The sequence below is a fragment of the Saccharothrix espanaensis DSM 44229 genome (assembly GCF_000328705.1).
GTDB classification, from domain to species: Bacteria; Actinomycetota; Actinomycetes; order Mycobacteriales; family Pseudonocardiaceae; genus Actinosynnema; species Actinosynnema espanaense.
Window position 1 is genome coordinate 590,197 of sequence record NC_019673.1, and the last position, 26,691, is coordinate 616,887.

Consider the following 26,691-nt stretch of genomic DNA (forward strand, 5'->3'; position numbering starts at 1 on the left):
TAGCGGTGACCGAGCGCATCGACCACACCCTCCGGGGCAGGTGGACCCCGACCACGGCGCAACTGCCGCCGCACGCCCTGCGGTGGCTGCGGCAGCGGACCGGCCTGGCCGAGGTCCGCACCCCGGCGCGCACGCCCGCCGTGCCCGCGTCCGCGCTGTCCGACACCGCGCACACCGCGCTGGACGCGGTGGTGGGTCCCGGTTTCGTCCGGGTCGACCGGGACTCCCGGCTGGGCCGGGCCGGCGGTCTGTCCTATGTAGACATTCTGGAGCAGCGGGGTGACGGCGCCCTCGCGGTGCCCGACGCCGTCGTGCTGCCCGGGTCGCCGGAACAGGTGGTCGAGGTGCTGCGGACCTGCGCCGAGCACGACGTGGCCGTGGTGCCGTTCGGCGGCGGCACGTCCGTGGTGGGCGGGGTCGCGGCGCTGCGCGGTGACAAGGCCGCGGTGATCGCGCTCGACCTGGCCCGGCTGGACCGGCTGGTGTCGGTCGACCCGGTGTCCCGGATCGCCGTGCTGCAAGCCGGCCTGCCCGCGCCCGAGGCGGAGAAGTTGCTGGCACCGCACGGTTTCACCCTCGGTCACGTGCCGCAGTCCTACGAGCGGGCCACCATCGGCGGGTTCGCCGCCACCCGGTCGGCCGGGCAGGCGTCGGCCGGCTACGGGCGGTTCGAGGACCTGGTGGAGGGCGTGCGGCTGGCCGCACCGGTCGGCGAGTGGCGGCTGGGAGCCGCGCCCGCGTCGGCCGCCGGACCCGACCTCAAGCAGCTCGTGATCGGCAGCGAAGGCGCGTTCGGCGTCATCACCGAGGTGTCGCTGCGGGTCCGGCCGCGGCCGGTGGTCGAGCGCTACGAGGGCTTCGCCGTCGACGGGTGGGCGCGCGGGTCGGACGTGGTGCGCGCGCTCGCGCAGCGCCGGGTGCTCGCCGACGTGACCCGGCTGTCCGATGTGGACGAGACCGAGGTGTCCCTGTCGCTGGCCGGCGGCTGGAAGACCGCCGCGCTCAAGACCTACCTGCGGGCCCGCGGTCTCGCCCGGCCGTGCCTGCTCGTGCTCGGCTGGCACGGCGCGTCCGAGGACGAGGTCCGGCGCAAGCGGCGGGAGACGGTGCGCGGCCTGCGCCTGGTCCCGCTGGGACGACCGCTGGGCGAGGCGTGGCGGCACGGCCGGTTCAACGGGCCCCGCCAGCGCGACGCGCTGATGGAGGTCGGCGTGTGCGTCGAGACGCTGGAGACCGCCACGCACTGGTCCCGGGTGTCCGAACTGCGGGCCGTCGTGCGCGAGGCGCTGCGCGACGCGCTCGGCGACTGCGTGGTGATGTGCCACATCTCGCACGCGTACGAGACCGGAGCGTCCCTCTACTTCACCGTCCTGACCGCGCGGTCGGTCGCCGACCCGATCGGGCAGTGGCAGGTGGCCAAGGCCGCCGCCAGTGAAGCCATCGCCGGGCTCGGCACGATCAGCCACCACCACGCCGTCGGGCGGGACCACGCGCCCTACCTGGAGACCGAGATCGGCGCGCTCGGGCTGGACGTGCTGGCGTCCGTCAAGCGGACGCTCGACCCGACCGGGGTGCTCAACCCTGGCAAGCTCCTCCCGTCCGGGCTAGCTTCACGGACGTGACCGGTGATCTGCTGATCCGTTCCGTGCGGCCGTGGCCCAACAGCCTTGACGTGCCCGCGGTGGACGTCCTGTGCACTGATGGGCTGGTGGCGTCGATCGGCGCCGACGTGGACGCGCCGCCGGGCGTGCCCGTCGTGGACGGCGCGGGCGGGGTGCTGCTGCCGTCCTTCGCGGACGTCCACGCGCACCTCGACTCGACCCGGCTCGGGCTGCCGTTCCGGCCGCACAGCGCCGGCGCCGGGCTCGGCGAGCTGATCGACAACGACCGGCGCAACTGGCGGTCCGCCGAGCGCGGCGTGGCCGAGCGCGCCACGCACACCCTCGGGCTGACCATCGCGGCCGGCGCGACGATCGTGCGCAGCCACGCGCAGGTCGACGTCGACTCCGGGTTGGACAAGCTGGAGGGCGTGCTGGCCGCCCGCGAAGCGCACGCCGGGCGGGCGACCGTGCAGGTCGTGGCGTTCCCGCAGTGCGGCATCCTGCGCGAGAAGGGCACCGCCGACCTGCTGGAGGCCGCGCTGCGGGCCGGTGCCGACCTGGTCGGCGGCCTCGACCCGGCGGGCTACGACCGTGACCCCGTGCGGCACCTCGACGTCGTGTTCGGGCTGGCCGAGAAGCACCAGCGCGGCGTGGACGTGCACCTGCACGACGCCGGGTCGCTGGGCGCGTTCCAGGTCGAGCTCATCTGCGAGCGGGTCGCGGCGCTGGACATGCGCGGCAAGGTGACCATCAGCCACGCCTTCGCGCTGTCCTCAGTGGACGCCGAGCGGCAGCGCGAGCTGGTGGACCTGCTCGCCGAGCACGACGTGGCGGTGACCACGGTCGCGCCCGGCGTGCGGGAACCGTTGCCGCTGCGGCAGTTGCGGTGGGCGGGCGTGCGGCTCGGGCTGGGGCAGGACGGGATGCGCGACTACTGGTCGCCCTACGGCAACGGCGACATGCTCGACCGGGCCTGGCAGCTGGCCTACCGCAACGGGTTCCGGCAGGACGCGCTGGTCGAGATGTGCGTGGACATCGCCACCCGGGGCGGTGCGGCGGTCGTCGGCCGGCCGCACGGGCTGACCGAGGGGTCCCCGGCCGACCTGGTCGTGGTGCCGGGCGACACGGTGACGGCGGCGGTGATGGACCGCGCGCCGCGAACCCTGGTCGTGCACGGCGGGCGGGTCGTCGCGGCGGGCGGCGAACTGGTCTGACGCCGGCGGTCGGGCCGGCGGGTCAGATCTTCTGCCGGCACAGGTCGGCCAGTTCGGCGGCCTGCGGTCCGACGGCGGGATCGGTCGTCAGCGGCTCGACGGCGGCCAGGACGTGGGGCACCAGCTCTTCGATGCCGAGCATGGAGCGGGCGAACAGGGCGTCGGCGAGTTCCGCGTCCTCGTAGACCGCCGCGCCCTCGTCGTCGTCTTCGGGTTCCTCGTCGAGCAGGGCGGTGACCTCGGCGTCGACGTCCCGGCCCGCCGGGTGCGCCATGGTGACGAACTCGGCGCGGTGCTCCGGGGCGACGACCTCGACCACTTCGGCCAGGAACGCCAGCAGGCCGGGGACGGCGAGCGCGGCGCGGGGGTCGTCCAGCACTCCGACGACCTCGCGGACGACGTGCGGCGTGGCACTCCACGGCGTGCCCTGGTGGATGATCGCCGACGTCAGGTGGTAGAGCGCGGCCTTGCGCGCGTCGTCGTCGTCACCGGTGAGCGCGGCCAGGTGTGCGGGGGTGTCGGTGGCGCGCCCATAGGCGTGCAGCAGGTTCTCCACCCGCGTGAACCTAACCCAGCCGACCCCCGATCCCGTCCCCGGAGCGCGCCAAGCGCAACGCGCCCCTGCCCGTCCGGATCGCGTCAAGCGGGCCGACCGGGTGCGACCCCCAGGTCCGCCCCCGACCGCCCCGGTTCGGCCGTGCGGCCCCCGTTCGGCTGGTGGTGCGGTTCCGGTTCGGCCAACCACCCAGTCCGGCCGTGCGCCCCCATTCGGCCGGACTGTGCGGCCCCGGTCCGGCCGGACCGGCCGGCCCTGAGCGGGTGCGGCGTGGTCGGGACGGGGTGGCCGGACCGGGGGTGGTGGGTCCGCGTCCGGCGGGTGGGTCAGAACGTGACGAGGGCCTTGCCGGTGTTCTCGCCGCGCAGCATGCCGAGGAACGCCTCCGGGGCCTTCGCCAGGCCGCCCTCGGTGATCGTCTCGCGGTAGCGCAGCCGGCCCTCGGCGATCCAGGCGGTCACCTCGCGCTCGAACTGGTCGCGGAGGTGCGCGTGGTCCCACACCAGGAAGCCGCGCAGGGTCAGCCGCTTGCCCACGGCCAGGCCGAGGTTGCGCGGGCCGGGCGGGCGGGTCGACTCGGTGGCGTTGTAGCCCGAGATCGAGCCGCACAGCGCCGCGCGGCCGTGCAGGGTGAACGAGGCGATCGCAGCTTCGAGGTGGTCGCCGCCGACGTTGTCGAAGAACACGTCGACGCCGTCCGGCGCGGCCGCCGCCAGCTGCTCGGCCACCGGGGCGTCCTTGTAGTTGAACGCCGCGTCGAAGCCCAGCTCGTCGATCAGGTACTCCACCTTCGCGTCGGTGCCCGCGCTGCCGATCACCCGCGACGCGCCGCGCAGCTTCGCCACCTGGCCCGCGACCTGCCCGACCGCGCCCGCCGCGCCGGACACGAACACGACGTCGCCCTCCTTGAGGCCCGCCACGTCCACCAGGCCCGCGTACGCGGTCAGCCCCGGCATGCCCAGCACCCCCAGGTACGCCCCCAGCGGCGCGCGCTGCGGGTCGACCTTCGCGGCCTGCTCGGCGTCCACGACGGCGTACTCACGCCAGCCCAGGCCGTGCAGGACCGTGTCGCCGACCGCGAAACCGGGCGCGTTGGAGAGGACGACCTCGCCGACCGCGCCACCCTCCAGCGCCTTGCCGACCTCGTACGGCGCCACGTACGACTTGGCGTCGTTCATCCGGCCGCGCATGTACGGGTCGACGCTCATCACCAGGGTGCGCACCAGCAGTTGGCCGGCACCCGGTGTGGGCACCGGCACCTCGGCGAGGTCGAAGTTCTCCGGCGTCGGGAAGCCCTCGGGGCGCGACGCCAGCCGGATCTCGTGCGCGGTGCTCGGGACGGTCATGACTTCGTCAACCCCGGCGCGTCCGCGAGGTGTTCCGGTCAGTCAGTGTGACCTGCGTCGCGCAACACCGACACGCTCCGGTACGCGTAGCCGAGCCGTTCGTAGACCCTGATCGCCGCAGAGTTGCCCCCGTCGACCATCAACGCGCACGTGCCGTGCTCGCGCAGCAGCGCGCTGGTCAGGAACGCGCAGATCCGGCTGGACAGGCCACGTCCGCGGTGGTCGGGGTGGGTGGCGACGCCCGCGAGGAACCCGACGCCGGGTGCCGACCACGCGTCCGCGCCGACCGCGACCAGCGTGCCGTCCTCGTCGTGGATCCCGGTCCAGCGGCACGGCCCCGGCTCGTACGGCCAGGCGTACGAGTTCGGGCTCGCCTTGCGCAGCAACGACTCCACGTCGTCCCAGGCCGTCTGGTCCAGCCAGGGCAGGTCGGGGACGTCCAGCGCGCCGGTGCGCTCCATCCAGCCGAACGTGGCCCGCGCCGGGGACTCCGGCAGGTCGCGGGCCACCTCCGCGAGGACCAGGGGCCCCACGCCGGGGCGGGCGCGGGCGCGCAGGATCGCCGCGATGCCGTCCACCGGTCCGGCGAGCACCAGCCGGTCGCGCCGGTTGAGGTTCGGCGCGAGCACGCCCACCGCGCCGCCGTGCGCCCACGCCAACCCGCCCCGACCCGGTCGCACGCACTGGGCCGCCCAGCGGACGAGGGGGTCCGGGTTCGCCGCCGCCACCTCGTCCGGGTTCCGCAAAACACGCATGACCGCATCATCGCCGACGGTCTACCCTCGCCGGCATGGAGATCCGCCGGGTGACCTCGTTCGACGCGGTGTCGGCGGCCGGCCGGCTGTTCGACGAGCCGCCCCGGGAGGTCGCCACCCGCCGGTTCCTGGCCGAGGACGGCAACCACCTGCTGGTGGCGTACGTGGACGGGCAGGCGGCGGGCTTCGTCACCGGGGTGGAGACCACCCACCCGGACAAGGGCACCGAGATGTTCGTCTACGAACTCGGCGTCGAGGACGAGTTCCAGCGGCGCGGGATCGCGACGGCACTGGTCGAGGCGTTGCTGCTGCTGGCCCGGGAACGCGGGTGCTTCGGCGCGTTCACGGCCACCGAGCCGGACAACGCGGCGGCGCTGGCGACCTACGCGAAGGTGAAGGCCGAGGCCGAGCCGACCGTGTCGCTGTCCTGGACGTTCTGACGGCCCACGACTCTTGATCGGATCGTCACCGCGGATCTGCGGGCCGCGCAGCCAGACCGTCAGGGCGTCGACGCCGACCTCCCGGAGCGCGGCCGGGGTCTGGAAAGCCGGTCAGCAGGACCAACGGCCCCTGGGTGGTCAGGTCGAGAGCGCGTTCCAGCGCCGGGAGGACGGCCGCCATCCGGTCGACAGCGCAGTTTCGTCGTCGGCGACCCGGCGGGAGAACACCCGCCTGCCCTCGGTGTCGACCGGCCGTTCCGACGGCCCGCGGGTTCACCTGCGCGGCGCAGGCCGTCACCCGGTGTCCGCGCCGCCGGGGCGCCCGGTGCCCGGACGGCCCACCCGGCGTGCGCTGAGCGGGCGGCGGGCATTGCGCGCCCTTGCGCCGCCCGCCACGGTGGGACGTGGGTGTCGCGGCTCGTCTCCGGATGACCGGGCCGCGACGCCTGTCCAGCCGGCCGGCTAGGAACTCTTGCGCCGCAACAGGCCGCGCTTCTGGAGGGTGTCCTCCAGCGACTGGTAGGCCACGTCCATCGCGGTGAGGTAGTCGCGCTGGTCGCGGGCCGGCACCGACTCGTCGGGCTCCGGGACCGGCTTCATCTGCATCCAGCGCTCCTCCCAGAGCGCTTCGACCGCGGCCTCCCACAGCAGGCGCACGCCAACCTGGGTCAGCTTCTCCTGCTCGATCAGCTCCGCCATCCGGTCCTGCGAGGCGGCCAGCCGGGCCAGCAGGTCCCGCACCCGGTCGCGGTCCTGGTCGCGCATCTTCTCGACCGCCGCGCCGGCCAGGCCGACCATCTCCTTGTAGCGCTCCACCGCGGAAACCTCGGCCACCTCGGACCCGGTGTCGCCACTGCGCTGCGCGGGCACGACCGATGCGTGGCTGATCATGATTCCTCCCCGGTGTCGAACGGAATGACCACCTGCGGACGGGAATGCTCGAACCGGTCGAAGAACAGGCCCCGGCGCGGTCGGGGCGACCACGCCATGACCTGCTCCGGCCCGAACGACAGCAGTTCCTTGCCCTGGACGTCGAAGGCCAGCCACGCGCCGATGTCGTCGTACACGCCGGGCGGCAGGCTGTTCTTCAGCCGCTGCGGACCGCGCCACCAGCCGAGCAGGTGGGTGCGGTTCTCCGGACCGTGCTTGAGCACCGTGCGCAGACTGTCCACTCCGGACAGACGGGTTGTGTCGTCCTTCTTCTCCAGCAGGGTGTGCGCGCCGTCGACGGCGTACACGACCAGGTAGTGGGGGTCGAGCGCGATGCCCGTCTCGCCCTTGACCGCCGCGGTGAGTCGCGCGGCCCTCGAGTCGAGCAGCTTGCGGATGTCGCCCAGGCCGGAGAGTTCCACCGTGTGGCCCGCGTTCTGGAGCTGCTTGCACAGCTTGTCCGCGTACGGCCAGGCGTCCTCGGCCAGGCAGGCCAGGCTGAACGTCGCCTGGCCGGGTTCGTGCTGGCGCGCCAGGGAGAGCGCGGCCCCGCTCAGCACGCCCGCCGCGTCCTCGGGCAGCGAGCCGATCACGGCGATGTTGCGGCCGGGGGTGCGGGCGAACCGCACCTTGGCCGCGCTGCCCGCCACGTCGATCACCTGGCCGAGCAGCACGGTCGGGTTCTCGCCGGGCCGCAGGGCCTGGAAGTCCGGCAGGGTGTGCAGGTTGGGCACCTTGCTGCCGTCGAACAGGATCGGCTCGGACAGCTCGGCCGGGCGGCGGGCGTGCAGCTCCGCCTGGAGCCGGTCGAACGTGCCCCTGCCGGTGGAGTCCGGGACGCGGGCGATCTCGTTGCCCGGCCGCACGCCCGACTCGTGGTTGACCACGGCGTGCCAGCGCGGCAGCTCCACCGCGGCGTCGTTCTGCGGCTCGGCCAGCACCCGGCGCGCCTTGGGCAGCGCGATGCGCACGGTGAACTGCTCGAAGATCGCCGACTTGCCCCAGAACCCCTCGATGCCGGAGACGTCCTGGCTGGACAGCACCAGGTGGATGCCCTGCGACCGGCCGCGCCGCGCCACGTCCTCCAGCAGCTGGGTGGCCTGCTGGGTGACCTGGTCGCGTTCGCCGAACAGGTACTGGAACTCGTCCACCACGGCGACGATCCGCGGCCAGTGGCCCTCCGGGTCCTCCTCGCGCAGCTGCTCCAGCTTGGTGACCTCGTGCCGCTTGGCGGCGTCCGCGCGCCGGCGCATCTCGTCGGCCAGGAAGCGCAGCAGGGCCACGCCGAACTCGCGGTCGGTGTTGACGTTCACGCCGACCAGGCGGGCGTGCGGCAGCCACGTCGGGTCCTTGCGGCCCGGCGCGAACTGCGCGAACGACACGCCCTCCTTGAAGTCGAGCAGGTACAGCTCCAGCTCGTCGGGGTGGTAGCGGGCGGCCAGGCTGCCGAGCATCGCGTAGAGGAAGTTCGTCTTGCCCGAGCCGCTCGGGCCGCCGATCAGCGCGTGCGGCGAGGTGTCGCCGAGCCCCACGTGCACCGGCTCGCCCTCGTCGTAGCCGACCGGGGCGACGACGCCGGCCGCCGAGCTCTCCCGCCAGAGCGACTCCGGCAGCAGGTCGGCGAACGTGCTCAGCCGGGTGCGGCGCTCCTCGCGCTTCTTGGCGATCTCCGCGCACGCCAGCGGCACCTGGTTCTGCGGGAACTGCGGGTCGAGCTCCACCGTCACGTGCTTGCCGGTCATCGTGCACGTCGCGGTGTGGTCGGCGGCGATCGACACCGTCTCGATCGGCGAGTTCACGGTGACCGGGATGTCGACGATGAACAGCTGCACGCCGCAGGCCAGACCGTTGCGCGCCACGCGCTGCAACTGCTGCTGGTGCTCCTCCTTGAGCGCCTGGCGGTTGCCGAACAGCACCGCCACCCGCCACGGCTCGGTCCGCCGGCCGCCGACCGCGCGCACCGACTGGTGGCCCTCCACCAGCACGCCGGTGTGCACCCGGCGGATGTGGTCGGACAGCTCGTCGAGCAGCTCGTGCAGCCGCGCCGGGTCGTGCACGGTGAGCAGGCCCGCGCGGGTCAGCGGGTAGAGGCCGGGCAGCGAGCCGGTGAGCTGGTTGACGTCCCAGACGTGGACGTGCACCAGGCCGGGCTGGAAGTAGCTGACCAGCCGCAGCAGCAGGTTCTCCACCAGCGCGTCGGCCGCGCCGCGGCTGTCGGGCACCGAGGACACGTGCAGGTGCGAGTGGTCCAGCAGCGGCACCGCGACCGGGAACGACTGCGGCTCCGGCGCGCCGCGCACCACGCCGGTGCCGATCCGCCACAGCTCGGGCACGCCGTCGCTGCCGTCCGCCGTGCCGGGCCGGCCAAGCCACACCTCCGGCGGCCACGACGCCGGGCCGGGCGCGACCGCGTTCACCAGGGCGGTCAGCTGCGCGGGCCCGGCCTCGGACCACTCGCGGAACGCCTCGACCCGGTCGATCAGCGTCCGGGCGAGCTGCTGCTCGAACGCCTCCTTCCGCAACGCCTTGGCCAGCAGCGGGTCGGCCAGCGCGCGGTCGACGCCCTCGCCGCGCAGCATCACCTCGAACATGTCGCGGGCGCGGTCGTCGGCGAGTTGGCGCAGCTCGCGCGAGGCGTTGCCGAGAGCGGCGGCCACCGCTCTGCGGAACTCCTCGAAGGAGTCCTCGATCCGCCGCCGGCGCTCGTCGCGCCTGATCACGTCACAGCTCCACGGCCAGCCGCTGGACCAGGTCCAGGCTGCCGACGATCAGGTCGAGTTCGTCGGCGAACCGCTCCCGGGCCTTGACGAACCCGGCGGGGACCAGGGACTCGTGGTGGTTGGCGCTCGCCTCGACGAGCAGGTCCACCGCCTCGTCGAGGGCGGCCTGCGCCTCCCGGACGCTGCGGTAGGCATCGCGGAGGAACTCGCAGCTCTGTTCGAGCGCGAGCTTGACCTCGCCGACCGACGTCACGTGTTCACAGCCTGCTGTTGATGCTTTCGGCCTGCGAAATGCCGGCGCTGAGGAACTTCTGGAGGTCGGACACCCCGCTCACCACTTCGGCGAATTGCCCGTTGGCCTGTTCCACGTCGGCCTGGACGCTGCCCTGGGTCGCCGTGCTGAGCAGCGCTTGGGCGTCTTCGGCGAGGTCGGCCGCCTGCTGGAGGGCCTGCTGGCTCTGGGTGGCCTTGTCGACGGCCTGGTCTATCGCGGCGCGAACCTCTTCGATGCTGGCCATGTCGGATCCCGCCCCTCCCATAACGCCGGAGTTCCTATAGTTGAAAGTAGTACCGAAGGTCGCGCGTTTCACAAGCAAGATCGGCTGACCGGGTGGTAATGCAAATCCACTCGATCGGATTAGTCATGCTGATCTCAGTCGGGCACCGTCCACACGAATGCCGAGGCCGGTGTCGCGGTGAGTTCCAACTCGGTGATCCCGGCTGGTGGGACAGGTAGGGCTGACCAGCGCGTCGTAGCGGAGTCGCCCGCCCACCGCACGGGCGTCCATCCCGAACGGCCCAACGAGGACACCGCGTCCAGTAGCGCGACCGTGGGCGAATTGACACTCGATCCGAGATCGACGTGCACGCTCAGTAGATGCCCGTTTGGAGCCACTCGGGTGATCTTGCCACTGCGCGCCACCCGACTGGCTACCGCCCGCGCCTGCCACTCCGCACCGGCGGACCGGTCCGTCGCGACGTCGACCCGCAACAGCAGCCGGGTACCCGCTTCCGGCTCCGCCGCAACCCCCGCGTCGGGTTCGGGAACGGCGTCCCGGCGCTGCGGGTCGCCACCGGCCCAGGCCTCCACCAGCAGCCGCTCCGCGCCCGGCACGAGTTCGTCGAGCAGGCCAGGGTCCTCCAGCACGGTCCACGCCGTCGGCGGCTCGCAGGCCACCCGGGGCATCGGGAACTGCTCGCCCAGCGAGCGGACGAACGTCCGGACGGCCCTGGCCAGCGCACCCGCCACGTTCTGCGTGGCGCGCTCGCCGCTGGACCGGCTGACGGTCACCGACCAGCAGCCGGGCTCCTCGTCGGAGCAGTCGCCCGCCTGCACCACCTGACCGCCGACGCGCCGAAGCAGGCCGGCACAGGCTGCCCGTGCCTGCCGCTCGTCGTCGGCCGCGACCACCACGGTGATCAGCAGCTCCAGGTCTTCTCCCACCATCGCAGGGGAAATTGTCCACGAACGCCCGCGCCCGGTCTTCCCCGGCTTGGCCCAGTGCCGACGTCCGAGTGGAGTCGTGCAGGTCACCGGCTTGACCTGGAGCACGCTCCAGCGTGTTTGCTGGGGGACATGTCGAACAACCTTCAGGGCAGGGTCGCACTGGTCACCGGGGCGTCGTCGGGCATCGGTGAGGCCACCGCCGTCGCGCTGGGGCGCGCGGGCGCGTCGGTCGTGGTGGCCGCGCGCCGGGTGGACCGGTTGGCGGCGTTGGAGGAGCGGCTGGCGGGCGAGGGCGTCAAGGTGCTCGCGCTGGAACTCGACGTGACCGACGAGGCCGCGTGCCGGGCCGCCGTGGCGCGGACGGTCGAGGCGTTCGGCGGGCTCGACGTCCTGGTGAACAACGCGGGCGTGATGCTGCTGGGCGACATCGAGGGCGCGGACACCACCGACTGGACGCGGATGGTGTCGACAAATCTCCTCGGCGTCATGTTCCTGACCCACGCCGCCCTGCCGCACCTGCTGACCAGCCGCGGCGCGGTGGTCCAGGTGTCGTCCACGGCGGCGCGGGTCGTGCGGGCGGGCACCGGGGTGTACAACGCCACCAAGGCCGGGCTCAACGCGTTCAGCGAGTCGCTGCGCCAGGAGGTCACCCGGCGCGGGGTGCGGGTGACCGTGGTGGAGCCGGGCGTCGTGGACACCGAATTGCGCGAGCACATCACCGACCCGGCCGGTCGCGAAGCCGTCGAACAGCGCATCGCCGACCTGCGCCAACTGCACCCGCAGGACGTGGCCAACGCGGTCCTGTACGCGGTGCAGCAGCCGGACCACGTCGCCGTCAACGAACTCCTGGTCCGCCCCACCGACCAGACCTGGTAACCCACCGCCACCGCACCGGCCCCGCCCGACATGGCCCGCCCCGACGTGGCTCGGCCTGGTGCGGTGGCGGACTCGTCGTCCTGCTCGCCGATCCCGCCGAGGCCGCGCTGCCGTCGGCTTGATCGCCTGTGGCACAAGACTGTCCGGCTCGACGGACGCCCGGTTCAACGGACGCCCGGCTCGACGGACGCCCGGCTCGGCGGCGGTCGGCTCAGTAGCCTTCCAGTTCCGTGATGCGGGCCGACACCAGGCGGAACGAGTCGCCCAGGCCCAGGGTCACGGCCTCGACGCGGGTGGCGGCGGTGACGTACGGGGTGGCTTCGGCGCGTTCCAGGAACACCGCCGAGCGGCGGAGTTCCACGTGTGCCACCGGGGTCGCGGAGGGGAACTCCAGCAGGCGGAACGGGCCGATCAGGCCGGGGTGCACGGCCGCCGACGGCACGATCCCGAACCGGACACCGGGGATCTCCGTCGCGCGCAGGACGTGCCGCCACTGGTCGGCCATCACCCTGCGCCCGCCCACGGCGGTGCGCAGCGCGGCCTCGCCCACCAGGGCCACGTACTCGACCCCGCCGCCCAGCACCTGCTGGCGGCGCAGCCGGGCCATCAACCGGACCTCCACGTCCCGCGCGTCCACCCCGTCGCCGGTGAGGAACGCCCGGGTGTACTCCATGGTCTGCACCAGGTCGGGCACCAGCAGCGGCTCCCAGTCGACGATCCGGGTCGCCTCCTGCTCGTAGCCCGCGAGCGCGTTGGTCTCCGGCGGCAGGCCGGGCAGGTCGTGCTCCCACAGGCCCGGCCCCTGCCCGCGCTCCGCCCGCCGCACCAGGGCGGCGCGGCGGTCGTCGGCGACCCGGTACACGGCCAGCAGCGCGTCGACCTCCGCGCCGGAGATCTTGCGCTTGCCGTTCTCCAAGTTCGACAGCATCGACTTGCTCCACCCGAGCCGCGCGGCGGCAGCCGTCACGGTCAGCTTCGGCGTGGTCGCCTCGCGCAGGCCGCGCAGCTCGGCTCCCAGCGCGCGTTCGTGCGCGCCGGCCGCCTTCCTCGGCATGGACGGACCTCCGCTGGGCTGTCGGGAAAGCCGTGTTGCAGCAACAACGGCGGTCTCACGACTCCAGCGTGCCACGTTGTGCGTACCGGACCAAGGTTGTGAGCGTGCCTCAATCGGATGAAGTTTCGAACCACCGCTGCCGGAACTACCGCTGCTCCAGCACCCGCCGCACGAACGCCACCACGTCGTCGAGCACCTCGTCCCGGTTGGTCTCGTTGAAGACCTCGTGCCGCGCGCCGGGGTACACCTTCTCCTCGAACAGCAGGCCGCGGATCCGGTCCGTCCCGGTCCGGGTGTCGGCCAGCGGGACCAGCGGGTCCGCGTCGCCGTGCAGCCACAGCGTCGGCAGGTCCTCCAGCGTCGGCCCGTAGTTCGCCTCGTCCAGCGCCCGCTCCACGGCCTCCAGCGTCGGCCGCTTGAAGGGGCCGTGCCAGACCAGCGGGTCGGCCGCGTACGCCTTGCCCACCTCGGGGTCGCGCGACAGCGCCTCCGGGTCGATCGGTGAGTCCGGGATCTCGTCCAGCCCGAGCACGTCCAAGCCCTCCCACGTGCCGAGCACGGGCGCGGAGAGCACCAGCGCCGACACCCGGCGCTGCTGGGCGTACCGGGTCGCGACCAGCCCGCCGAACGAGTGCCCGACCAGCACCACCGGCAGGTCCGCAGCCGCGGACTCGACCGCCGCGCCGACATCGGCCACCAGGCCGTCGAACGACGGGATCAGCGCCCGCTCGCCCGCCGACTCCCCGTGCCCGACGTGGTCCGGCGCGACGACCAGCGCGCCGGCCTCGACCAGGCGCTCGGCGACGTGCCCGTAGCGGCCGCTGTGCTCCCCGTACCCGTGCACCAGGACGGCGAGCCAGGACGGCTCCAGGTTGGGCCAGGTCCGCACGGCGAGTTCCCCGGCGTGGCCGGGCACGTTCGACTGGATCACCTAGGCAGGGTAGAACGCGCTGATCTCGATCTTCCCGCCGCCGCACACCGGGCCGTGGCTCCACGCCACGGTCATCGGCTGCGTCTCGTCCGGCGGGATGGCCGCGGCCTTCGCCGGCTCCGGCTCGCACGGGCCCTCGACGGGCTCGTCACCGGTCGCCACGACGGTCCAGCGCAGGTTCGCCGCGGCCTGCGCCCCCGGTGGCAGGGTGATCGGCACGGGGGCCGGGTCCTCGGTGCGCTGGAGGTTCGTCGGCAGGGGCTGCCCGGCGCCGTCGAGCAGCTGGAAGCCGCTGTAGCCGTTCAGGGTGCACTGGGCGGAGCCGTTGTTGGCCACCACGAACTTGGCGTACCGGTTGCCCGCGCCCGAATCCACCGACCCGACCTCGCCGGCCAGCGACGACGCGGTGCACCGGGTGGACGCCGGGGTCTCCGGCGCGCCCGTGGTCGGCGGCACGGGCACGACGCTGCCCCCGCTCGGCGGGGTCGTGGTCGTGGCGGGCGCGGTCGGGAGCGTCGACGTGTCCGCGGCCTGCTGGGGACTGCCGCACGCGGAGCCCAGCAGCACCAGCGCGCCACAGAGGACGAGTCGCCTCATGTCCACCTCCTGGATCGTGGTCCTACCAGGAGGACGTACCCATTCGGCGCAAGGGCGGGTCGCTTCGACAGGAATTCACCGTATCGGGCGCGTCACAGTCGGTTTTCGACCCAACCGCCGGGGAGCGGCACCAGACCGGTCGCGTCGGCGGTCCACAGGTAGGTCCAGCACACCCGGCCGTCCGGCATGGTGACCCGGGTCCGCCGGTACTCCTCGCCCTCGTACTCGTCCAGCACGGGCAGGGCGTCCTCGGGCGACTCCAGCCGCAGCAGGTGACCCGGCACGCCGGGACCGTCGCCGGGGCGCAGCGCGGGGTAGCCGCGGCCGGTGTCGAGCAGGGTGCCGGGCAGTGTCGCGCGCTCCGGCTCGCCGGTCACGTAAGGCCGCACGAGGTGCCACGCGACCATGCCGGGCTGGAGGGTGCCGTAGACGAACAGGCGGTCCGGCCAGTCGTCCGATGACGGGTCGCCGTGCACTGGGGTGACCTCCAGTCCGTCGCTCTCGGCGGGCCGCCCGCCGAGGGTGCGCGCGCCGCGCTGGTCGACCTCCGAGCAGCGGACCTGCCGCCCGTTGGCGAGCAGGGGCATCCGGCGGGTGCCCGCGCCGGTGTAGGCGAGCACGGAGTCGACCACCGCGCCGTCGAACAGGGTGACCTTGCCGGTGTGCACGCGGACCAGGCGGTAGCGCAGGCCGCGGCCCTCGCAGCGGTCGAGGACGCGCAGCTGGTCGGCGGTGGCGAACCACACGGCGTGCTCCTCCTCGACGCCGGGGGCGGCGGCGAGGGTCGCCGGGCGCTGGCCGTCGGTCTTGCGCAGCCCGGCGGCCCAGACCGCCGAGAGGCCCTCGCAGCGGGCCCGCAGCACGACGGCGGGGCCGGTGAGGCCGAGTTCTTCGCGGAGCCAGGTGACCTTGGCGGGGTTGGCGTTGGAGCCGTAGGCGAGCACCGGCATCCGGTCCGCCAGGGGTGGTTCGCCGTGGTCGGCGAGCCAGTCGTCGAGATCTTGGCCGTCGGGCGCGACCCGCCACCCGGAGTCGGCGCCGGGGTCCGGGGTGACCGGCCAGCCCGCCCCGTCGAGGTGCACGAAGCAGTGTCCCGGCCGAGCGCCCGGGTAGGGCTCGGCCGGGTGGCTATCGTCCGTGAAGGGCTGCGTCATGGGCCCATTCTGGCAAAGCTCACCCGGAATTCACGCCATGTTGGGATTGTCTGACAGGCCAGACATCCGATCTCTGCGTCGACCAAGCCGCTCCGCACCCCTCGCCCGCGCCCGGTGGACCGATCCAGATCGGAGGGGTAGACGTGACCTGTCACACGTTATCGACGCGCCGCGCGTCGTACGCCTGCTGAGCGGCCAGCAGGCTGGGCAGGTTGTCCTCGATCCACCCGAAGAGTCCTCGGATCTGTTCCGCGACCTGGGTGCCCAGCGGGGTCAGCGTGTAGTCGACGTGCGGCGGGATCACCGGGCGCACCTCGCGCAGCACCAGCCCGTCGCGCTCCAGGGCCTGGAGGGTCTGCGCGAGCATCTTCTCGCTGATCCCCGGCACCGCGCGCCGCAGCCCGCTGAACCGCTTGGTGCCCTCCACCAGCTTGCCCAGCACCAGGCTGCCCCAGTGGCTGGTCGCGTGGTTCGCGATCTCGCGCGACGGGCAGTTGCGGTCGTACACGTCACCTCTCATGCCCATGGCGACGACCCTACCTGCACACTTCCTCAGACGTAAGTACCCCACGCAAAAGTGGGTACTTACGAATAGTTAGCGTCGACCCTAGCGTTGCCGGCATGACCACGTTGATCACCGGCGCGACCGGCCACCTCGGCTCCCTCGTCGTCAAGCACGCCCTGGACCGGCTGCCCGCCGCCGACCTGGCCGTCTCGGTCCGCGACCCGGCCAGGGCCGACCTGCCGGTCGAGGTCCGGCACGGCGACTTCGCCGCCCCGGAGACCCTGGCCACCGCCTTCGCCGGCGTGGACAAGCTGCTCCTGGTCTCCGCCGACGGCCCCGACGAGGTGCGCATCGGCCTGCACCGCGCGGCCGTCGCGGCAGCCGTGGACGCGGGGGTGCGGCACATCCTCTACACGTCGGTATCCGACGCCGACACGTCCCCGTTGGGCCTGGCCAAGGTGCACAAGGCGACCGAAGAGCTGATCCGCGCGACCGGCCTGGCGTACACGTTCCTGCGCAACGGCATGTACCACGAGAACTACACCCGGAACCTCGGCCACGGCCCGATCGTCACCGCCGCCGGCGACGGCCGGATCGCCAGCGCCTCCCGCGACGACCTGGCCCTGGCCGCCGCGATCGCCCTGACCACCGCCGGCCACGAGAACACCGTCCACGAGTTCACCGGCCCCCGCGCGTGGACGTTCGACGAACTGGCGGCCCTCGCCGGCACCACCCACCAGCGCGTCACCGCCCAGCAGCGGACGGCCGCCCTGGAGGGCTTCGGCCTGCCCGCGTTCGTCGCCGAGCTGCTGACCGACATCGAGGTCACCATCGCCGGGGGCGCCCTGTCCGAGGTCCGCCCAGACCTGGAGAAGGTTCTCGGCCGCCCGGCCACCCCGGTGGAGGACGCCGTGCGCGCCGCGCTCGCCTGACCCCCGACCCGTCAATGAGGAAACTCCGAGGCCCGGAAAACGGACCTCGGAGTTTCCCGTTCCGGACGTTGTCGGTTACCGGTCACCCGCCAGGATCAGCGCCGCGTCGATTTCCGGATGGGCCTGCGGGTTTTCCGCCCACCACTTCGCGTAGCCGGGGTTGCGGGGCAGCACCGCGTGGTAGGCGCGCGCCGCGCAGGCGAACACGTCGTGCGCCCGCCCCGCCGCCGGACCCTCGCGCCGCGTCGCCAGCATCAGGTCCACCACGAGCGGGGCCCCGCGCAGCGACTTGATGATGATCCCGTCGCCGCTGCGCGACTGCGGCAGCGCGAACGACACCGCGCCCTTGGCGACCAGGCTGCGGGCACTGGACGCCTCGTTGACGTGGTGCGTCAGCCGGGGCGTGAACCCCGCCTCGGCGCACACGCTGAAGATCTGCAGCCGGTTGCCGACCAGTTCGTCCGGCGGCGCGACCCAGTCCCGGTCGGCCAGCTGGGCCAGGTCGACCTCGTCCTGCTCGCCCAGCGGGTCCCAGTCGGGCAGGGCGACGAACTGCGGCTCGGCGATCAGCCGACGGATCTCCAGACCGCGCAGCTCCCGGCGTTCCATGCCCTCGAACCGGTCGATCAGGCCCAGGTGCACCTGGCCGTTGACCAGCAGTTCCAGCAGGTCCGAGCCGCCGGGGGCGATCTCGGTGCGGATCTCCGAACACGGGATGGTCCGGCGCAGCTCCTCCACGAAGTGGCCGAAGAACAGGGTGGGCACGCCACCGACGATGAGCGGTCCGGGTGTTCCGTCGCGGGTCTTCTCCTTCGCCAGGCTGACCAGTTGTTCCACTTCGTCGAGCACCAACCGGGCCGTGCCGACGACCTGTTTGCCCAGGTCGGTGGCAACACTGCCACCCGGTGTGCGATCGAACAGCTGCCCGCCCACGATGCGTTCGACCGTCCGGAGCTGGGCGCTCATCGCGGGCTGCGTCAGGCCCAGCCTGATCGCGGCCTTGGTGAGACTTCCCTCTTCGGCGATCGCGCACACCGCGCGGAGGTGGCGGAGTTCAAGCTCGGGCATAACGCTCTTCTATCCCCCTTTTGAATGAGCCGCCACCCCTCGCGGCCGCCATAGTTGGCGAAGTCCCCGTGAAGTGGAGAGGAAGCCATGCGCGCCAGCCAGATCTACTGAGTGTGGATGCCACACAGCTGTGGCCGTCCCGTCCCACCCCCCCACGTGCCACCACGGACGTGGTCGAGCGACCCGAACACCGTTTACGCGGGCGGAGGTATCGGGAAACGCCGGGGAGCCGGTGACTGGCCAAGGGGGTGCGAGGCGGACGTCCCCACCCCGTTGCGGGCCGCCGGTCGTGACTGCGGAGTAGCGACCGGCGGCCCCGCCGCGTTCTCGGTAGCGTCGAGACCATGGCAGTAGTTGACAGCCCCGTCGGCTGGGTGAACAAGCACATCCGCAACTACATCGAATCCGATGGCGCGAAAGGTCACGAGTGGCGGTCCGGCGTCTACACGCTGCTCCTTACGACGATCGGCCGAAAGTCCGGACAACCTCGTCGCACCGCGTTGATCTACCAGCCCTACGGTGACGCGTACGTGATCGTGGCGTCTTACGGCGGCTCGCCGGACCATCCGGCCTGGTACAAGAACCTGGAGGCGAACCCGACGGTCGACGTCCAGGTGGGCGCGGACGAGTTCACCGCCACCGCCCGCACCACCTCCGGCGACGAACGCGCCGAGCTGTGGAAGCTGATGAACGAGGTCTGGCCCGACTACGAGGGCTACCAGAAGAAAACCGACCGCGAGATCCCCGTGGTCGTCCTGGACCGCGTCTGACACCCCCTCGCACCGCCAGAGCCGGCCCACACAGCCCCCTCGAACGCCTCATGGCCGCGCCAGAACACCCCCGGCGCGGCCATGAACGTCCCGCATTGCCCCCACCCGGTCGCGCTCGTGGGGTCCTCTGACCTCCCCGGCTCCTCTGCCTCCTCCGGGTCCGATCCGCTCACAGGGGCACGGCCGCGCCCGTCACCCGCACCTGGTCCCGATCGGGCCGCACGTCGACGCTCAGCAGGCTGGGGCGGCCCAGGTCCACGCCCTGGTGGATGGTGAGCGTGCGCGGCCGGGGCACGAGGCCGAGCGTGCGCAGGTAGCCGCCGAACGCCAGCGCCGCCGCGCCGGTCGCCGCGTCCTCCACGACACCGCCCACCGGGAACGGGTCGCGGGCGTCGAACACGTCTTCTTCCCGCTGGTGCACGAGGTGCGCGGTGACGGCGTCGTTGCGGGTCAGCAGGTCGCGCAGGCCGTCGAAGTCGTAGTCGAGGTGGGCCAGCCGTTCCCGGGTCTTCACGGCCAGCACCAGGTGCCGCGCCCCGCCGAACGCCCAGTGCGCCGGGTAGCGCGGGTCGAGGTCGTCGCGCTCCCAGCGCAGCACGTCCAGCGCGCGGTCCAGGTCTTCCGGGCGCACCGGCGTGGACGAGGTCGGGACGCTGGTCAGGGTGGCGGTCCGGCCGTCGGTGTCCACCGCGACCCGGCCCGCCCTGGTGTGGAACGCCAGGGTGCCGGTGCGGTTCATGGCGACGGCCGTCGCCACGGTGGCGTGCCCGCAGAACGGGACCTCGACCTCCGGGCTGTAGTAGCGCACGTGGAACGCGTCGGGCTCGTCGTGCGGGAGGACGAACGCCGTCTCGGAGTAGCCGACCTCGGCCGCGATCGCCAGCATCCCGGCGTCGTCCAGGCCCGTGGCGTCGAGGACCACGCCGGCCGGGTTGCCGCCCGCCGGGTCGGTGGTGAAGGCGGTGTAGCGCAGCACGTCTGTCATGGGCTCCAGCCTCCATCACCCGACATATCGAATCAAACGATTCTCTGCGATGAGCACGATCGGTACTGTCGATGACATGGACACCCGTCTCCTGCGCACACTCCTCGTTCTCGCGCGCACGGGCAGCTTCACCGCCACCGCCACCCAGCTGCACCTCGTGCAGTCGACGGTGACGAGCCAGGTCAAGGCGCTCGAACGACACCTCGGCGCCCGCCTGTTCGACCGGCTGCCCAGCGGGGCCCGGCTGACCGAGGCGGGTCGGCGGGCGGTCGAGAACGCGCGGGAGGTGCTGGCCGCCGAACAACGCCTGCGGGACGCCGTGCGCGGCAGCACGGCGGTGGAGGGCGACGTCCGGATCGGCGCGCCGGAATCGGTGTGCGCCTACCGGTTGCCGCAACGGATCGCGGACGTGGCACTGCGCTGGCCCGGCATCACCGTGCACCTCACCCCGGTGGGCACCCGGGAGGCGATCACGGGCGTGCGCGGCGGCGGACTGGACCTGGGGCTGGTGCTGGAGGACTCGGTGGTGGCCCCCGGCCTGGAGGTCAACGCCATCGCCGTCGAACCCATCGAACTGGTCGCCGCGCCGGGCGTGCCACTGGACGAGCGCTACTTCCTGCTGGAGGAAGGCTGCTCCTACACCGAACGCTTCGTCCGCGAGCTGCCCGCGACCCCCCACATCACCCGGTTCGGCAGCATCGAGGCGGTCAGGTCGTGCGTGGTGGCGGGCCTGGGCTGGGCTGTCCTGCCCCGCGTCGCGGTCTCCGAACAACTGGACGCGGGCACCCTGCACCGCGTGCGGGAACTGCCCGACAGCACCCTCTTCCTGGTAACCGACCCCCGCCGAACCCCCTCCGCCGCCGTCCGCACAGTCGCCGACGCCCTCAGCTGACAGCGCCACAACCGCTCAGCCACCCGCCACCACACCGCTCAACCCACGCACTGGTGCGAGGACACTCCACTCCTCCCTCCTGGCCCAGACAGCCGTCAGGACAGCCCGACCAGCATCGCTTCACAACTGCGCACCACCACGGCCGCCGCCCGCCGCTGTCCCTGGTCGTACGCCGGGTTCGCGGCCTGTTCGCGCCACCGGCCCACCGCGTCCAGCACCACGTGGCGCAGCTCGGCCTCGTCCGGCTGGTAGTCCATTCCCAGGCGTGCCACCACGTTCGTCCCCAGCCCGCCGACCAGGCGGGTGGCCTCCCCGTCCAGTTCGCCGGGCAGCTTCGTCCGGCCGCTCTGCAACGCCGCCAGCAGGCGCAGCTCGCGGAAGTCGTGCGCCGAAGCCAGGATCCGCTCCACCGCCGCCGCCAACCCCACCGAGCCGGGGCGGGGTTCGTTGCGCAGCACCACGTCGAGGCCCAGCAACGCCGAACGCGCCTTCAGCACGTCCTGCCGTTCGGTGAAGTAGGCCCCGATCGACTCGCGCAGCTCGCCCAGGCCGCTGCGCTGCACCAGCTGGCCCGTCAGCCGCACCTGGGTGTCGAAGCCCTGTCGGATCAGGGTCGTGGTCAGGCGCACGCCGAAGATGCCGAACCGGTCCACCAGCCCTCGTCGCACGGCCGGGTCCAGGCGCACCGGGAAGTCGTCGCCGACGAACCGGTCCGCCGACAGGAGGTGGTCGTCCAGTTCGGTGCGCGCCAACGACGCCAGCGACGTCAACGCCGTGAACTCGTCCGGGCGCAACGTCCGGGCCGCCACGGCCAGCAACCCGGCGACCGCGATCACGTTCTGGCACAACGGCTTCACCTGCGCCTCGCGCCGGTAGCGGCGGGCGATCTGCTTGGCCGACGACAGCGCGTCGATCCGACCGCCGCCGATCTCGTCGGCCCGTGCCAGCACCAGCACCGTGTTCACCGGCGCGGCCCGTGCCACCGCGTGGTCGTGCGCCGTCCGCAGGTAGCGCAGGTCCGTGCTGTGCACGTGCCTGGTCAGGTAGAGCACCGCGTCCGCCTCGCCGTACACCTGCTCGACCGGCGCGCCCGCGGGCGTGTCGATCAGCGTCAGGTCCCGCAACGACCGCGACGGCCACTGCACGTCGACCCGGTCGGCGTCACCCGCGTCGACGAACGCCCGGCCGTCCCGCCGCGCGATCGGCACCTCGTGCGGCCCGATCGCGGCACGCGGGCGCTCGCCGTCCCGGTACCAGGTGAACGCGCCGGTGGGCACGAACTCCTCGCCGATCAGCGCGTTCGCCACGGTCGACTTGCCGCTGCGCGGCGCACCCGCCACGGCCACCCGCACCGGCTCGGTGAACCGCGCCTGGTGCCCCCGCAGCCACGCCACCGCTCGCGGGCTGTCCCGGTAGACCGCCAGCGCCTCCTCCACCAACACCCACACCTCGTCGGCGAGGCTCACCCTCCGCCCCCGCTCCTACCCGCACCCACGCGCCGACCAGCACCCACGCGCCGCCCTGCCCTTCGCCCAGCACCCACAGACCGCCCAGCACCCGTGCGCCGGAACCCAGCGGTCATGCGCTGATCCCGAGGGGTGGGGCGCTGCCCGCGACAGCTTGGACCCGTTGGTAGAGCTGGACGAGCCGGTCCAGTTCGCGTTTCGCCTCGCGGGCGCGGCGTTCGCGTTCCGCGGCGTCGGCCTGCACCGCTCTGCGCGCGCTGCGGGCCGATTCCAGCAGCGTCTCCTGGAGGTCGTCGGCCAGCGTGCTGAAGTGGCCGCGCAGGCTGCGCTGGATGGTGCGCGCCGCGTCCCGGAAGTCCTTGCTGAACTTGATGAAGAAGTCGTCCACGTGCCGCTGGGCGGCGACCTTCGCCGCGGCCTGGCGGCGCTTGAGCCGCTGGTCGCTCTCGTCCAGGATGGACTTGCCGCCGAACAGCGCGCCCGCACCCAGCGAGATCACGTTGATCAGCGGCATCCCGGCCAGGCTGGTGACCAGGCCGAACATCAGCACCCCGCCGTACGAGCCGCGCAGGCCGGTGAACAGCTTCTGGCTCACCGTGAACCGCTCGATCACCGGTTTGTCCATCTTGGACACCCGGTCGAGCACGTCGGCCGGGAACACCGACTCGGGCATCAGGTCCTCCCGGTGCACCGGGAAGCTGCGCGCGACCTTCTCGGCGACCCACTCCGACCGGTCGAGCAACCAGGTGAAGTTGGTCGCGGCGGCCTCGGTGAGGTTGTCCTCCAGCCAGTCCTCGAACGCCTGCCAGCCGCGCGCCGGGTCGGCCGTCTCGAACGTCTTGTCCACCTCGCGCAGGATCCGCCGGGTCCGGTCGCGCAGGTCGTACTCCAGGTCCGACACCAGGTCGGCCATCTCGTCGGAGAGCACCGTCTGCCAGCGCGCGGACCGCCGGCGCAGTTCGTCGATCCGCCGCTGGGCCTCGGTGAGCTTGGCGATCGTGGTCTGCGGGCCCTGGTCGGTCAGCTCCTCGCGGACCGGCGCGACCAGCTGCTTGATGGCGGACGCGGCGGTCACCGCGACCGTGCGGCGGGCCAGCACGTCGGCCGCCGCGACGATGTCCTGCTGCACGCACGCCAGCAGCTCCGGGAAGCCGGACTCGGCGTTGAGCGCCGTGTCGCCGGTCTTCGCGGCGCGCAGGCGCAGCGCGGCCGACACCGGGATCAGCTTGGCGGCCACGCCCGCGCGCGCCAGGTGGGCGCGGTTGCGCTCGACCACCCGCCGCCACTGCGCCGCGATGTCGATCTTGGTCAGCACCACGGTGACGTTCGGGCAGGACGTCATGACCTGCTTGAGCAGCTCGATCTCGGACGCGGTCAGCTCGGCCGTCGCGTCGGAGACCATCAGCACGGCGTCCGCCTGGAGCAGCGCGGCGAACGTGCTGGCGGTGTGCGCGGGGCGCAGGTCGCCGACGCCGGGCGTGTCGATCAGCACCAGGCCGGAGGTGAGCAGGGCTCGCGGGATGCCGACCTCGGCTCTGAGCAGTTCACCGGTGTGACCCGCGCTGACCTGGTCGGCGAGCTGGTCGATGGGCACCGGGATGCGCTCGGTCGGCGTGTTCGCGATGGTGCGGACCAGGGTCGCGTTGGGGGTCTCGGCGTGCTGCACGAACGTCGGCACGGTCGTGGTCACGTCGTCGCCCACCGCGCAGACCGGCGCGTTGACCATGGCGTTGACCAGTTGGCTCTTGCCCTGCTTGGGCTCGCCGAGCACGAGCACCCGCAGCTTCGGGTCGAGCTGGCGGCTCCGTGTCTCGCGCAGCCGTGCGGCCAGGTCCGGCCGGTTGTGGGCGGCGCAGGACCGGATCGTGTCGTCGAGCACGTCGAGCCAGGGTGCGGACATCACCCGGAAGAGTCTGCTGTATTCACCCGGTGAGGTGAAAGAGGGCCGGCGTCGCCCGCTGGACGACACCGGCCCCCACTCTCACACCACCGCTCGCGACAGCCCTGGAACAGCGCGTCGCCGGTGTTCTAGAACAGCGCGTCGCTGATGTCGCCACCACCGACGAGCGGCAGGTCGTTGAGGCCCGCGCCCAGCAGCGGGACGTCGATCGCACCGACCTGGTCGGTGATCCCGCTCACGCCGGTGGCGTTCGACAGGTGGCCCGCCGTGTCCTCGACGGTGTCGACCACGGTCTCCGGGCCCAGCTCGCGCTGGGGCAGCCCGGCCAGGCCGTCCACGTCGAGCGCGCCGGTCAGGTGGTTCGGGGCCAGCGAGCCGGTCAGGTTGCCGGCGAGGCCACCGGTCACGCCGTCGACCACGCCGGTGAGCGTGTCGACCGCGCCGAACACGGGGCTGGTCAGGCCGTCCGTGCCCGGCAGCGCGCCGGTGACCCCGCCCGCGTGGGCGACGTCCAGGGAACCGGTCGCCGTGCCGGCCAGGTCGTGGACCGGGCCGGTGGCGGTGGGCAACGTGCCGTCCAGGGTGTGCGTCACGTCGCCGACCGCGGAGAAGTCACCCGCCACGGACGCGTCGACGGAGCCGACGACGTCCGCCAGGCCCCAGCCGGAGAGGCCGCCGAAGACCTCCAGGCCGTTGGCGTCGGCGCTCAGCGCGCCCGCCGCCGCCAGGTTCACGTCGGACGTGCCGGACACGCCCGAGAGGGACAGCTGCTGGGCCACGGCCTGTAGCTGGCCGATGGCGCCGGTGGCGTCCACCGCGTCCAGCGGGAGGTCGTTGAGCACCGCGCCGTCGAGAGCGGGCAGGCTCCCGGCGGGCACGTAGTCGAGGACCAGCGGCAGGACCTCCTGCACGTCCAGAGCGCTGATGTCGCTCAGGCCCGCGTCGGCCAAGGCACCCTCGGCGTCGGCCTGGAAGTCGGCCAGCCGGGCGGGGTTGCCCAGCAGGTCGAGGACGAAGTCGTGCAGCGTGGTGGGGCTGGTGCCCATGATGGGTGTCTCCTGGTCGAATCGGTCGGGGAAGGCAGGACCGGCAGGGGGAGGTCCAGCCACGACGATCAAGGTATTGACCGGGGGAGCCGCGGCCATCGGGGATTACTCCCAGTAGATCCCGCAACCACGATGGGGTGGTTCTCGTTCACTCCCTAGGGGGTTAGGGGATCCAGTTGTGACTCCTCGGTAGCCCCGTGTACGTACTGGGACCCGTTACCGCGACCGGCCGAGGCGAGGAGGCTCCGAGTTGCCGTACGTCCTCGGGGTCGACGTGGGCACCACCCGCACCGCCGCCGCCGTCTGCCGGCTCGGCGGGGCCGGCCGCGCCGAGCCCGAACTCGTCGGGCTCGGCGGCCCCGGTGGCGGGGTCGCGACGTCCTTGCAGCTCACCGCCGACGGCGCGTTCGCCGTGGGTGAGCCGGGTGACCCGCGCTGGACGGCCACCGGCTTCGCCCGCCGGGTCGGCGACGAGGTGCCCGTCGCGCTCGGGTCCGAGCTGTACCCGGCGGAGGAGCTGACCGCGCTGCTGGTGAGGTGGGTGGCCGACCGGGTCGCCGACGGTGAAGGTGAAGCCGCTTCACGAATCGTGCTGGCGCACCCGGCGGGCTGGGGACCGCACGCCAAGAACCTCGTCCACCGCGCTCTGCGTTCGGTCGGCCTGCCCGACGTCACCCTGCTGGCCGAACCGCTGGCCGCCGCCGCCTGCTTCGGGCGCGGCCCGGTCGGCGTGTTCAGCCTGGGCAGCCACGCGTTCGGCGCGGCCGTCGTGCGGCCGCCGTTCGACCTGGTGTCCTGGGCCGAGGGCGTGGACCAGGCGGCCGGCGCGGACTTCGACGACCTGGTCTTCCAGCACGTCCGCGGCACCCTCGGGCGCGCGTTCACCGAACTCGACCCGGACGACCCGCGCACGCGTGGCCTGCACGCCCGGCTGCGCCGGGACTGCGAGGCCGCCAAGCGGGTGCTGTCCGGGACGTTCGAGACGGCCATCCCGGTGCACCTGCCCTCCGGCGCGGTCGAGGTGCCGCTGACCCGGGCCCGGTTCGAGGAACTGGTCCGGCCGGACGTCGAGCACGCCGTGGCGGTGTTCGAACGGGTCGTGCGCGGCACGCCGCTGGAGGTCACCGCGCTGGTCGGCGGCAGCGCGCGGATCCCGCTCATCTCGTCGCTGCTGCCCGGCCGGGTGGTGTTCGAGGCCGCGCCGGAGACGGCGGTCGCGAAGGGCGCGGCGCTGGCCGGGCGGCACCTGCTGCTCGGGCCGGACGACCCCGAGCCCATCGAGACCTCCGTGCTGGTGCGCGACGACGACCCGCTGCTGCGCTTCCCGGTCGGCGAGTTCTCCCCCGCGTCCGACGAGGAGTTCAGCGCGCCCCCGCCCCGCCCGCCGATCGACATCACGCCGCTGGACCTGCCCGAACGGCGCTCCGTGAAGCGCGCCGTGCGCGGGCTGGCGGCAACCGGGCGGTCCCGTGACCGCGACCGAGCCGAGGACGGCCGTTGAGCCCC

The 26,691-nt window shown here is 72.9% G+C and carries 26 protein-coding genes; 8 read left to right on the forward strand and 18 right to left on the reverse strand.

Annotation, left to right across the window (positions count from 1 at the left end; genetic code table 11):
* Positions 1-5: 5 nt before the first annotated feature.
* Positions 6-1,622, forward strand: coding sequence for an FAD-binding oxidoreductase (locus BN6_RS02860; protein WP_041311757.1), 1,617 nt, complete (start codon positions 6-8; stop codon positions 1,620-1,622).
* Positions 1,619-2,815, forward strand: coding sequence for an amidohydrolase (locus tag BN6_RS02865; protein ID WP_015098025.1), 1,197 nt, complete (start codon positions 1,619-1,621; stop codon positions 2,813-2,815). Before BN6_RS02860 ends, BN6_RS02865 begins: the two co-directional genes overlap by 4 nt.
* 22 nt (positions 2,816-2,837) lie before the next feature.
* Here the strand turns inward: BN6_RS02865 and BN6_RS46445 are convergent, their stop codons facing one another.
* From BN6_RS46445 to BN6_RS02880, 3 genes are all read right to left on the reverse strand, one after another.
* On the reverse strand, positions 2,838-3,371 hold the full coding sequence (locus tag BN6_RS46445; protein ID WP_063641778.1) for a hypothetical protein: 534 nt from the start codon (positions 3,369-3,371) through the stop codon (positions 2,838-2,840).
* Between the two features lie 326 nt (positions 3,372-3,697).
* Positions 3,698-4,717, reverse strand: a complete 1,020-nt coding sequence (locus BN6_RS02875; protein ID WP_015098027.1) for an NADP-dependent oxidoreductase — start codon at positions 4,715-4,717, stop codon at positions 3,698-3,700.
* Positions 4,718-4,755: 38 nt separating this feature from the next.
* Positions 4,756-5,472, reverse strand: a complete 717-nt coding sequence (locus BN6_RS02880) for a GNAT family N-acetyltransferase (protein ID WP_015098028.1) — start codon at positions 5,470-5,472, stop codon at positions 4,756-4,758.
* 35 nt (positions 5,473-5,507) lie between these two features.
* Between BN6_RS02880 and BN6_RS02885 the strand changes: the two genes are divergently transcribed.
* On the forward strand, positions 5,508-5,912 hold the full coding sequence (locus BN6_RS02885) for a GNAT family N-acetyltransferase (RefSeq protein ID WP_041311761.1): 405 nt from the start codon (positions 5,508-5,510) through the stop codon (positions 5,910-5,912).
* A gap of 462 nt (positions 5,913-6,374) precedes the next feature.
* Here the strand turns inward: BN6_RS02885 and BN6_RS02890 are convergent, their stop codons facing one another.
* The 5 genes from BN6_RS02890 to BN6_RS02910 all read right to left on the reverse strand — a co-directional run bounded on the left by BN6_RS02890 (position 6,375) and on the right by BN6_RS02910 (position 11,009).
* Positions 6,375-6,803, reverse strand: a complete 429-nt coding sequence (locus tag BN6_RS02890) for a hypothetical protein (RefSeq protein ID WP_015098030.1) — start codon at positions 6,801-6,803, stop codon at positions 6,375-6,377.
* Entirely contained in the window at positions 6,800-9,562 is a 2,763-nt protein-coding gene (locus BN6_RS02895; RefSeq protein ID WP_015098031.1) for an FtsK/SpoIIIE domain-containing protein, read from the reverse strand. The genes BN6_RS02890 and BN6_RS02895 overlap by 4 nt, the downstream gene beginning before the upstream one ends.
* A 1-nt stretch (position 9,563) precedes the next feature.
* Positions 9,564-9,815: a hypothetical protein gene (locus tag BN6_RS02900; protein WP_015098032.1), complete on the reverse strand. Its 252-nt coding sequence runs from the start codon at positions 9,813-9,815 to the stop codon at positions 9,564-9,566.
* A gap of 4 nt (positions 9,816-9,819) precedes the next feature.
* Positions 9,820-10,080 (reverse strand): hypothetical protein, encoded by a 261-nt coding sequence (locus tag BN6_RS02905; protein WP_015098033.1) that lies wholly within the window; start codon positions 10,078-10,080, stop codon positions 9,820-9,822.
* Positions 10,081-10,214: 134 nt separating this feature from the next.
* Entirely contained in the window at positions 10,215-11,009 is a 795-nt protein-coding gene (locus BN6_RS02910) for a hypothetical protein (protein WP_015098034.1), read from the reverse strand.
* A 129-nt stretch (positions 11,010-11,138) separates the two neighbouring features.
* On the opposite strand from BN6_RS02910, the gene BN6_RS02915 reads away from it, so the two are divergent.
* Positions 11,139-11,885 (forward strand): SDR family NAD(P)-dependent oxidoreductase, encoded by a 747-nt coding sequence (locus BN6_RS02915; protein WP_015098035.1) that lies wholly within the window; start codon positions 11,139-11,141, stop codon positions 11,883-11,885.
* Between the two features lie 211 nt (positions 11,886-12,096).
* On the opposite strand, the gene BN6_RS02920 is transcribed toward BN6_RS02915, so the two are convergent.
* The 5 genes from BN6_RS02920 to BN6_RS02940 all read right to left on the reverse strand — a co-directional run bounded on the left by BN6_RS02920 (position 12,097) and on the right by BN6_RS02940 (position 16,147).
* The gene (locus BN6_RS02920) at positions 12,097-12,939 is read right to left on the reverse strand and encodes a helix-turn-helix domain-containing protein (protein WP_015098036.1); all 843 of its coding nucleotides are present in this window, start codon (positions 12,937-12,939) and stop codon (positions 12,097-12,099) included.
* Between the two features lie 145 nt (positions 12,940-13,084).
* On the reverse strand, positions 13,085-13,870 hold the full coding sequence (locus tag BN6_RS02925) for an alpha/beta hydrolase (protein ID WP_041311763.1): 786 nt from the start codon (positions 13,868-13,870) through the stop codon (positions 13,085-13,087).
* Entirely contained in the window at positions 13,871-14,467 is a 597-nt protein-coding gene (locus tag BN6_RS02930) for a DUF4232 domain-containing protein (RefSeq protein WP_015098038.1), read from the reverse strand.
* A gap of 92 nt (positions 14,468-14,559) precedes the next feature.
* Entirely contained in the window at positions 14,560-15,621 is a 1,062-nt protein-coding gene (locus tag BN6_RS02935) for a gamma-glutamylcyclotransferase (protein WP_015098039.1), read from the reverse strand.
* Between the two features lie 151 nt (positions 15,622-15,772).
* A complete protein-coding gene (locus BN6_RS02940; RefSeq protein ID WP_015098040.1) occupies positions 15,773-16,147 on the reverse strand; it encodes a winged helix-turn-helix transcriptional regulator in 375 nt (124 codons plus the stop codon).
* A gap of 95 nt (positions 16,148-16,242) precedes the next feature.
* On the opposite strand from BN6_RS02940, the gene BN6_RS02945 reads away from it, so the two are divergent.
* Positions 16,243-17,058, forward strand: a complete 816-nt coding sequence (locus tag BN6_RS02945) for an NAD(P)H-binding protein (RefSeq protein ID WP_015098041.1) — start codon at positions 16,243-16,245, stop codon at positions 17,056-17,058.
* Between the two features lie 75 nt (positions 17,059-17,133).
* On the opposite strand, the gene BN6_RS02950 is transcribed toward BN6_RS02945, so the two are convergent.
* Positions 17,134-18,126, reverse strand: coding sequence for a LysR family transcriptional regulator (locus tag BN6_RS02950; RefSeq protein ID WP_015098042.1), 993 nt, complete (start codon positions 18,124-18,126; stop codon positions 17,134-17,136).
* Positions 18,127-18,470: 344 nt separating this feature from the next.
* Between BN6_RS02950 and BN6_RS02955 the strand changes: the two genes are divergently transcribed.
* Positions 18,471-18,896, forward strand: a complete 426-nt coding sequence (locus BN6_RS02955) for a nitroreductase family deazaflavin-dependent oxidoreductase (protein WP_015098043.1) — start codon at positions 18,471-18,473, stop codon at positions 18,894-18,896.
* 169 nt (positions 18,897-19,065) lie between these two features.
* On the opposite strand, the gene BN6_RS02960 is transcribed toward BN6_RS02955, so the two are convergent.
* Positions 19,066-19,881, reverse strand: coding sequence for a PhzF family phenazine biosynthesis protein (locus BN6_RS02960; protein WP_015098044.1), 816 nt, complete (start codon positions 19,879-19,881; stop codon positions 19,066-19,068).
* Positions 19,882-19,957: 76 nt separating this feature from the next.
* Between BN6_RS02960 and BN6_RS02965 the strand changes: the two genes are divergently transcribed.
* Positions 19,958-20,773, forward strand: a complete 816-nt coding sequence (locus BN6_RS02965) for a LysR family transcriptional regulator (RefSeq protein ID WP_015098045.1) — start codon at positions 19,958-19,960, stop codon at positions 20,771-20,773.
* A 95-nt stretch (positions 20,774-20,868) separates the two neighbouring features.
* Here BN6_RS02965 and BN6_RS02970 read toward each other — a convergent pair whose 3' ends face one another.
* The 3 genes from BN6_RS02970 to BN6_RS48335 form a co-directional block, all read right to left on the reverse strand.
* Positions 20,869-22,239, reverse strand: a complete 1,371-nt coding sequence (locus BN6_RS02970; protein ID WP_015098046.1) for a GTPase domain-containing protein — start codon at positions 22,237-22,239, stop codon at positions 20,869-20,871.
* Positions 22,240-22,351: 112 nt separating this feature from the next.
* Positions 22,352-24,139, reverse strand: coding sequence for a dynamin family protein (locus BN6_RS02975; RefSeq protein WP_015098047.1), 1,788 nt, complete (start codon positions 24,137-24,139; stop codon positions 22,352-22,354).
* Positions 24,140-24,267: 128 nt separating this feature from the next.
* Positions 24,268-25,185, reverse strand: a complete 918-nt coding sequence (locus BN6_RS48335; RefSeq protein ID WP_041311769.1) for an IniB N-terminal domain-containing protein — start codon at positions 25,183-25,185, stop codon at positions 24,268-24,270.
* Between the two features lie 250 nt (positions 25,186-25,435).
* Here BN6_RS48335 and BN6_RS02985 point away from each other — a divergent pair, with 250 nt between their 5' ends.
* Positions 25,436-26,686 carry an Hsp70 family protein gene (locus BN6_RS02985; protein ID WP_015098049.1) on the forward strand — a complete coding sequence of 417 codons (1,251 nt, stop codon included), beginning with the start codon at positions 25,436-25,438 and terminating at the stop codon, positions 26,684-26,686.
* The last annotated feature ends 5 nt before the right edge of the window (positions 26,687-26,691 follow it).

Excerpts from the sequence above, each read along its gene's own strand:
- BN6_RS02875 (WP_015098027.1), bottom strand. The coding sequence starts at position 4,717 with ATGACCGTCCCGAGCACCGCGCACGAGATCCGGCTGGCGTCGCGCCCC.
- BN6_RS02880 (WP_015098028.1), bottom strand. The coding sequence starts at position 5,472 with ATGCGTGTTTTGCGGAACCCGGACGAGGTGGCGGCGGCGAACCCGGAC.
- BN6_RS02885 (WP_041311761.1), top strand. The coding sequence starts at position 5,508 with ATGGAGATCCGCCGGGTGACCTCGTTCGACGCGGTGTCGGCGGCCGGC.
- BN6_RS02890 (WP_015098030.1), bottom strand. The coding sequence starts at position 6,803 with ATGATCAGCCACGCATCGGTCGTGCCCGCGCAGCGCAGTGGCGACACC.
- BN6_RS02905 (WP_015098033.1), bottom strand. The coding sequence starts at position 10,080 with ATGGCCAGCATCGAAGAGGTTCGCGCCGCGATAGACCAGGCCGTCGAC.
- BN6_RS02910 (WP_015098034.1), bottom strand. The coding sequence starts at position 11,009 with ATGGTGGGAGAAGACCTGGAGCTGCTGATCACCGTGGTGGTCGCGGCC.
- BN6_RS02915 (WP_015098035.1), top strand. The coding sequence starts at position 11,139 with ATGTCGAACAACCTTCAGGGCAGGGTCGCACTGGTCACCGGGGCGTCG.
- BN6_RS02920 (WP_015098036.1), bottom strand. The coding sequence starts at position 12,939 with ATGCCGAGGAAGGCGGCCGGCGCGCACGAACGCGCGCTGGGAGCCGAG.
- BN6_RS02930 (WP_015098038.1), bottom strand. The coding sequence starts at position 14,467 with ATGAGGCGACTCGTCCTCTGTGGCGCGCTGGTGCTGCTGGGCTCCGCG.
- BN6_RS02935 (WP_015098039.1), bottom strand. The coding sequence starts at position 15,621 with ATGACGCAGCCCTTCACGGACGATAGCCACCCGGCCGAGCCCTACCCG.
- BN6_RS02940 (WP_015098040.1), bottom strand. The coding sequence starts at position 16,147 with ATGGGCATGAGAGGTGACGTGTACGACCGCAACTGCCCGTCGCGCGAG.
- BN6_RS02945 (WP_015098041.1), top strand. The coding sequence starts at position 16,243 with ATGACCACGTTGATCACCGGCGCGACCGGCCACCTCGGCTCCCTCGTC.
- BN6_RS02950 (WP_015098042.1), bottom strand. The coding sequence starts at position 18,126 with ATGCCCGAGCTTGAACTCCGCCACCTCCGCGCGGTGTGCGCGATCGCC.
- BN6_RS02955 (WP_015098043.1), top strand. The coding sequence starts at position 18,471 with ATGGCAGTAGTTGACAGCCCCGTCGGCTGGGTGAACAAGCACATCCGC.
- BN6_RS02960 (WP_015098044.1), bottom strand. The coding sequence starts at position 19,881 with ATGACAGACGTGCTGCGCTACACCGCCTTCACCACCGACCCGGCGGGC.
- BN6_RS02965 (WP_015098045.1), top strand. The coding sequence starts at position 19,958 with ATGGACACCCGTCTCCTGCGCACACTCCTCGTTCTCGCGCGCACGGGC.
- BN6_RS02975 (WP_015098047.1), bottom strand. The coding sequence starts at position 24,139 with ATGTCCGCACCCTGGCTCGACGTGCTCGACGACACGATCCGGTCCTGC.
- BN6_RS48335 (WP_041311769.1), bottom strand. The coding sequence starts at position 25,185 with ATGGGCACCAGCCCCACCACGCTGCACGACTTCGTCCTCGACCTGCTG.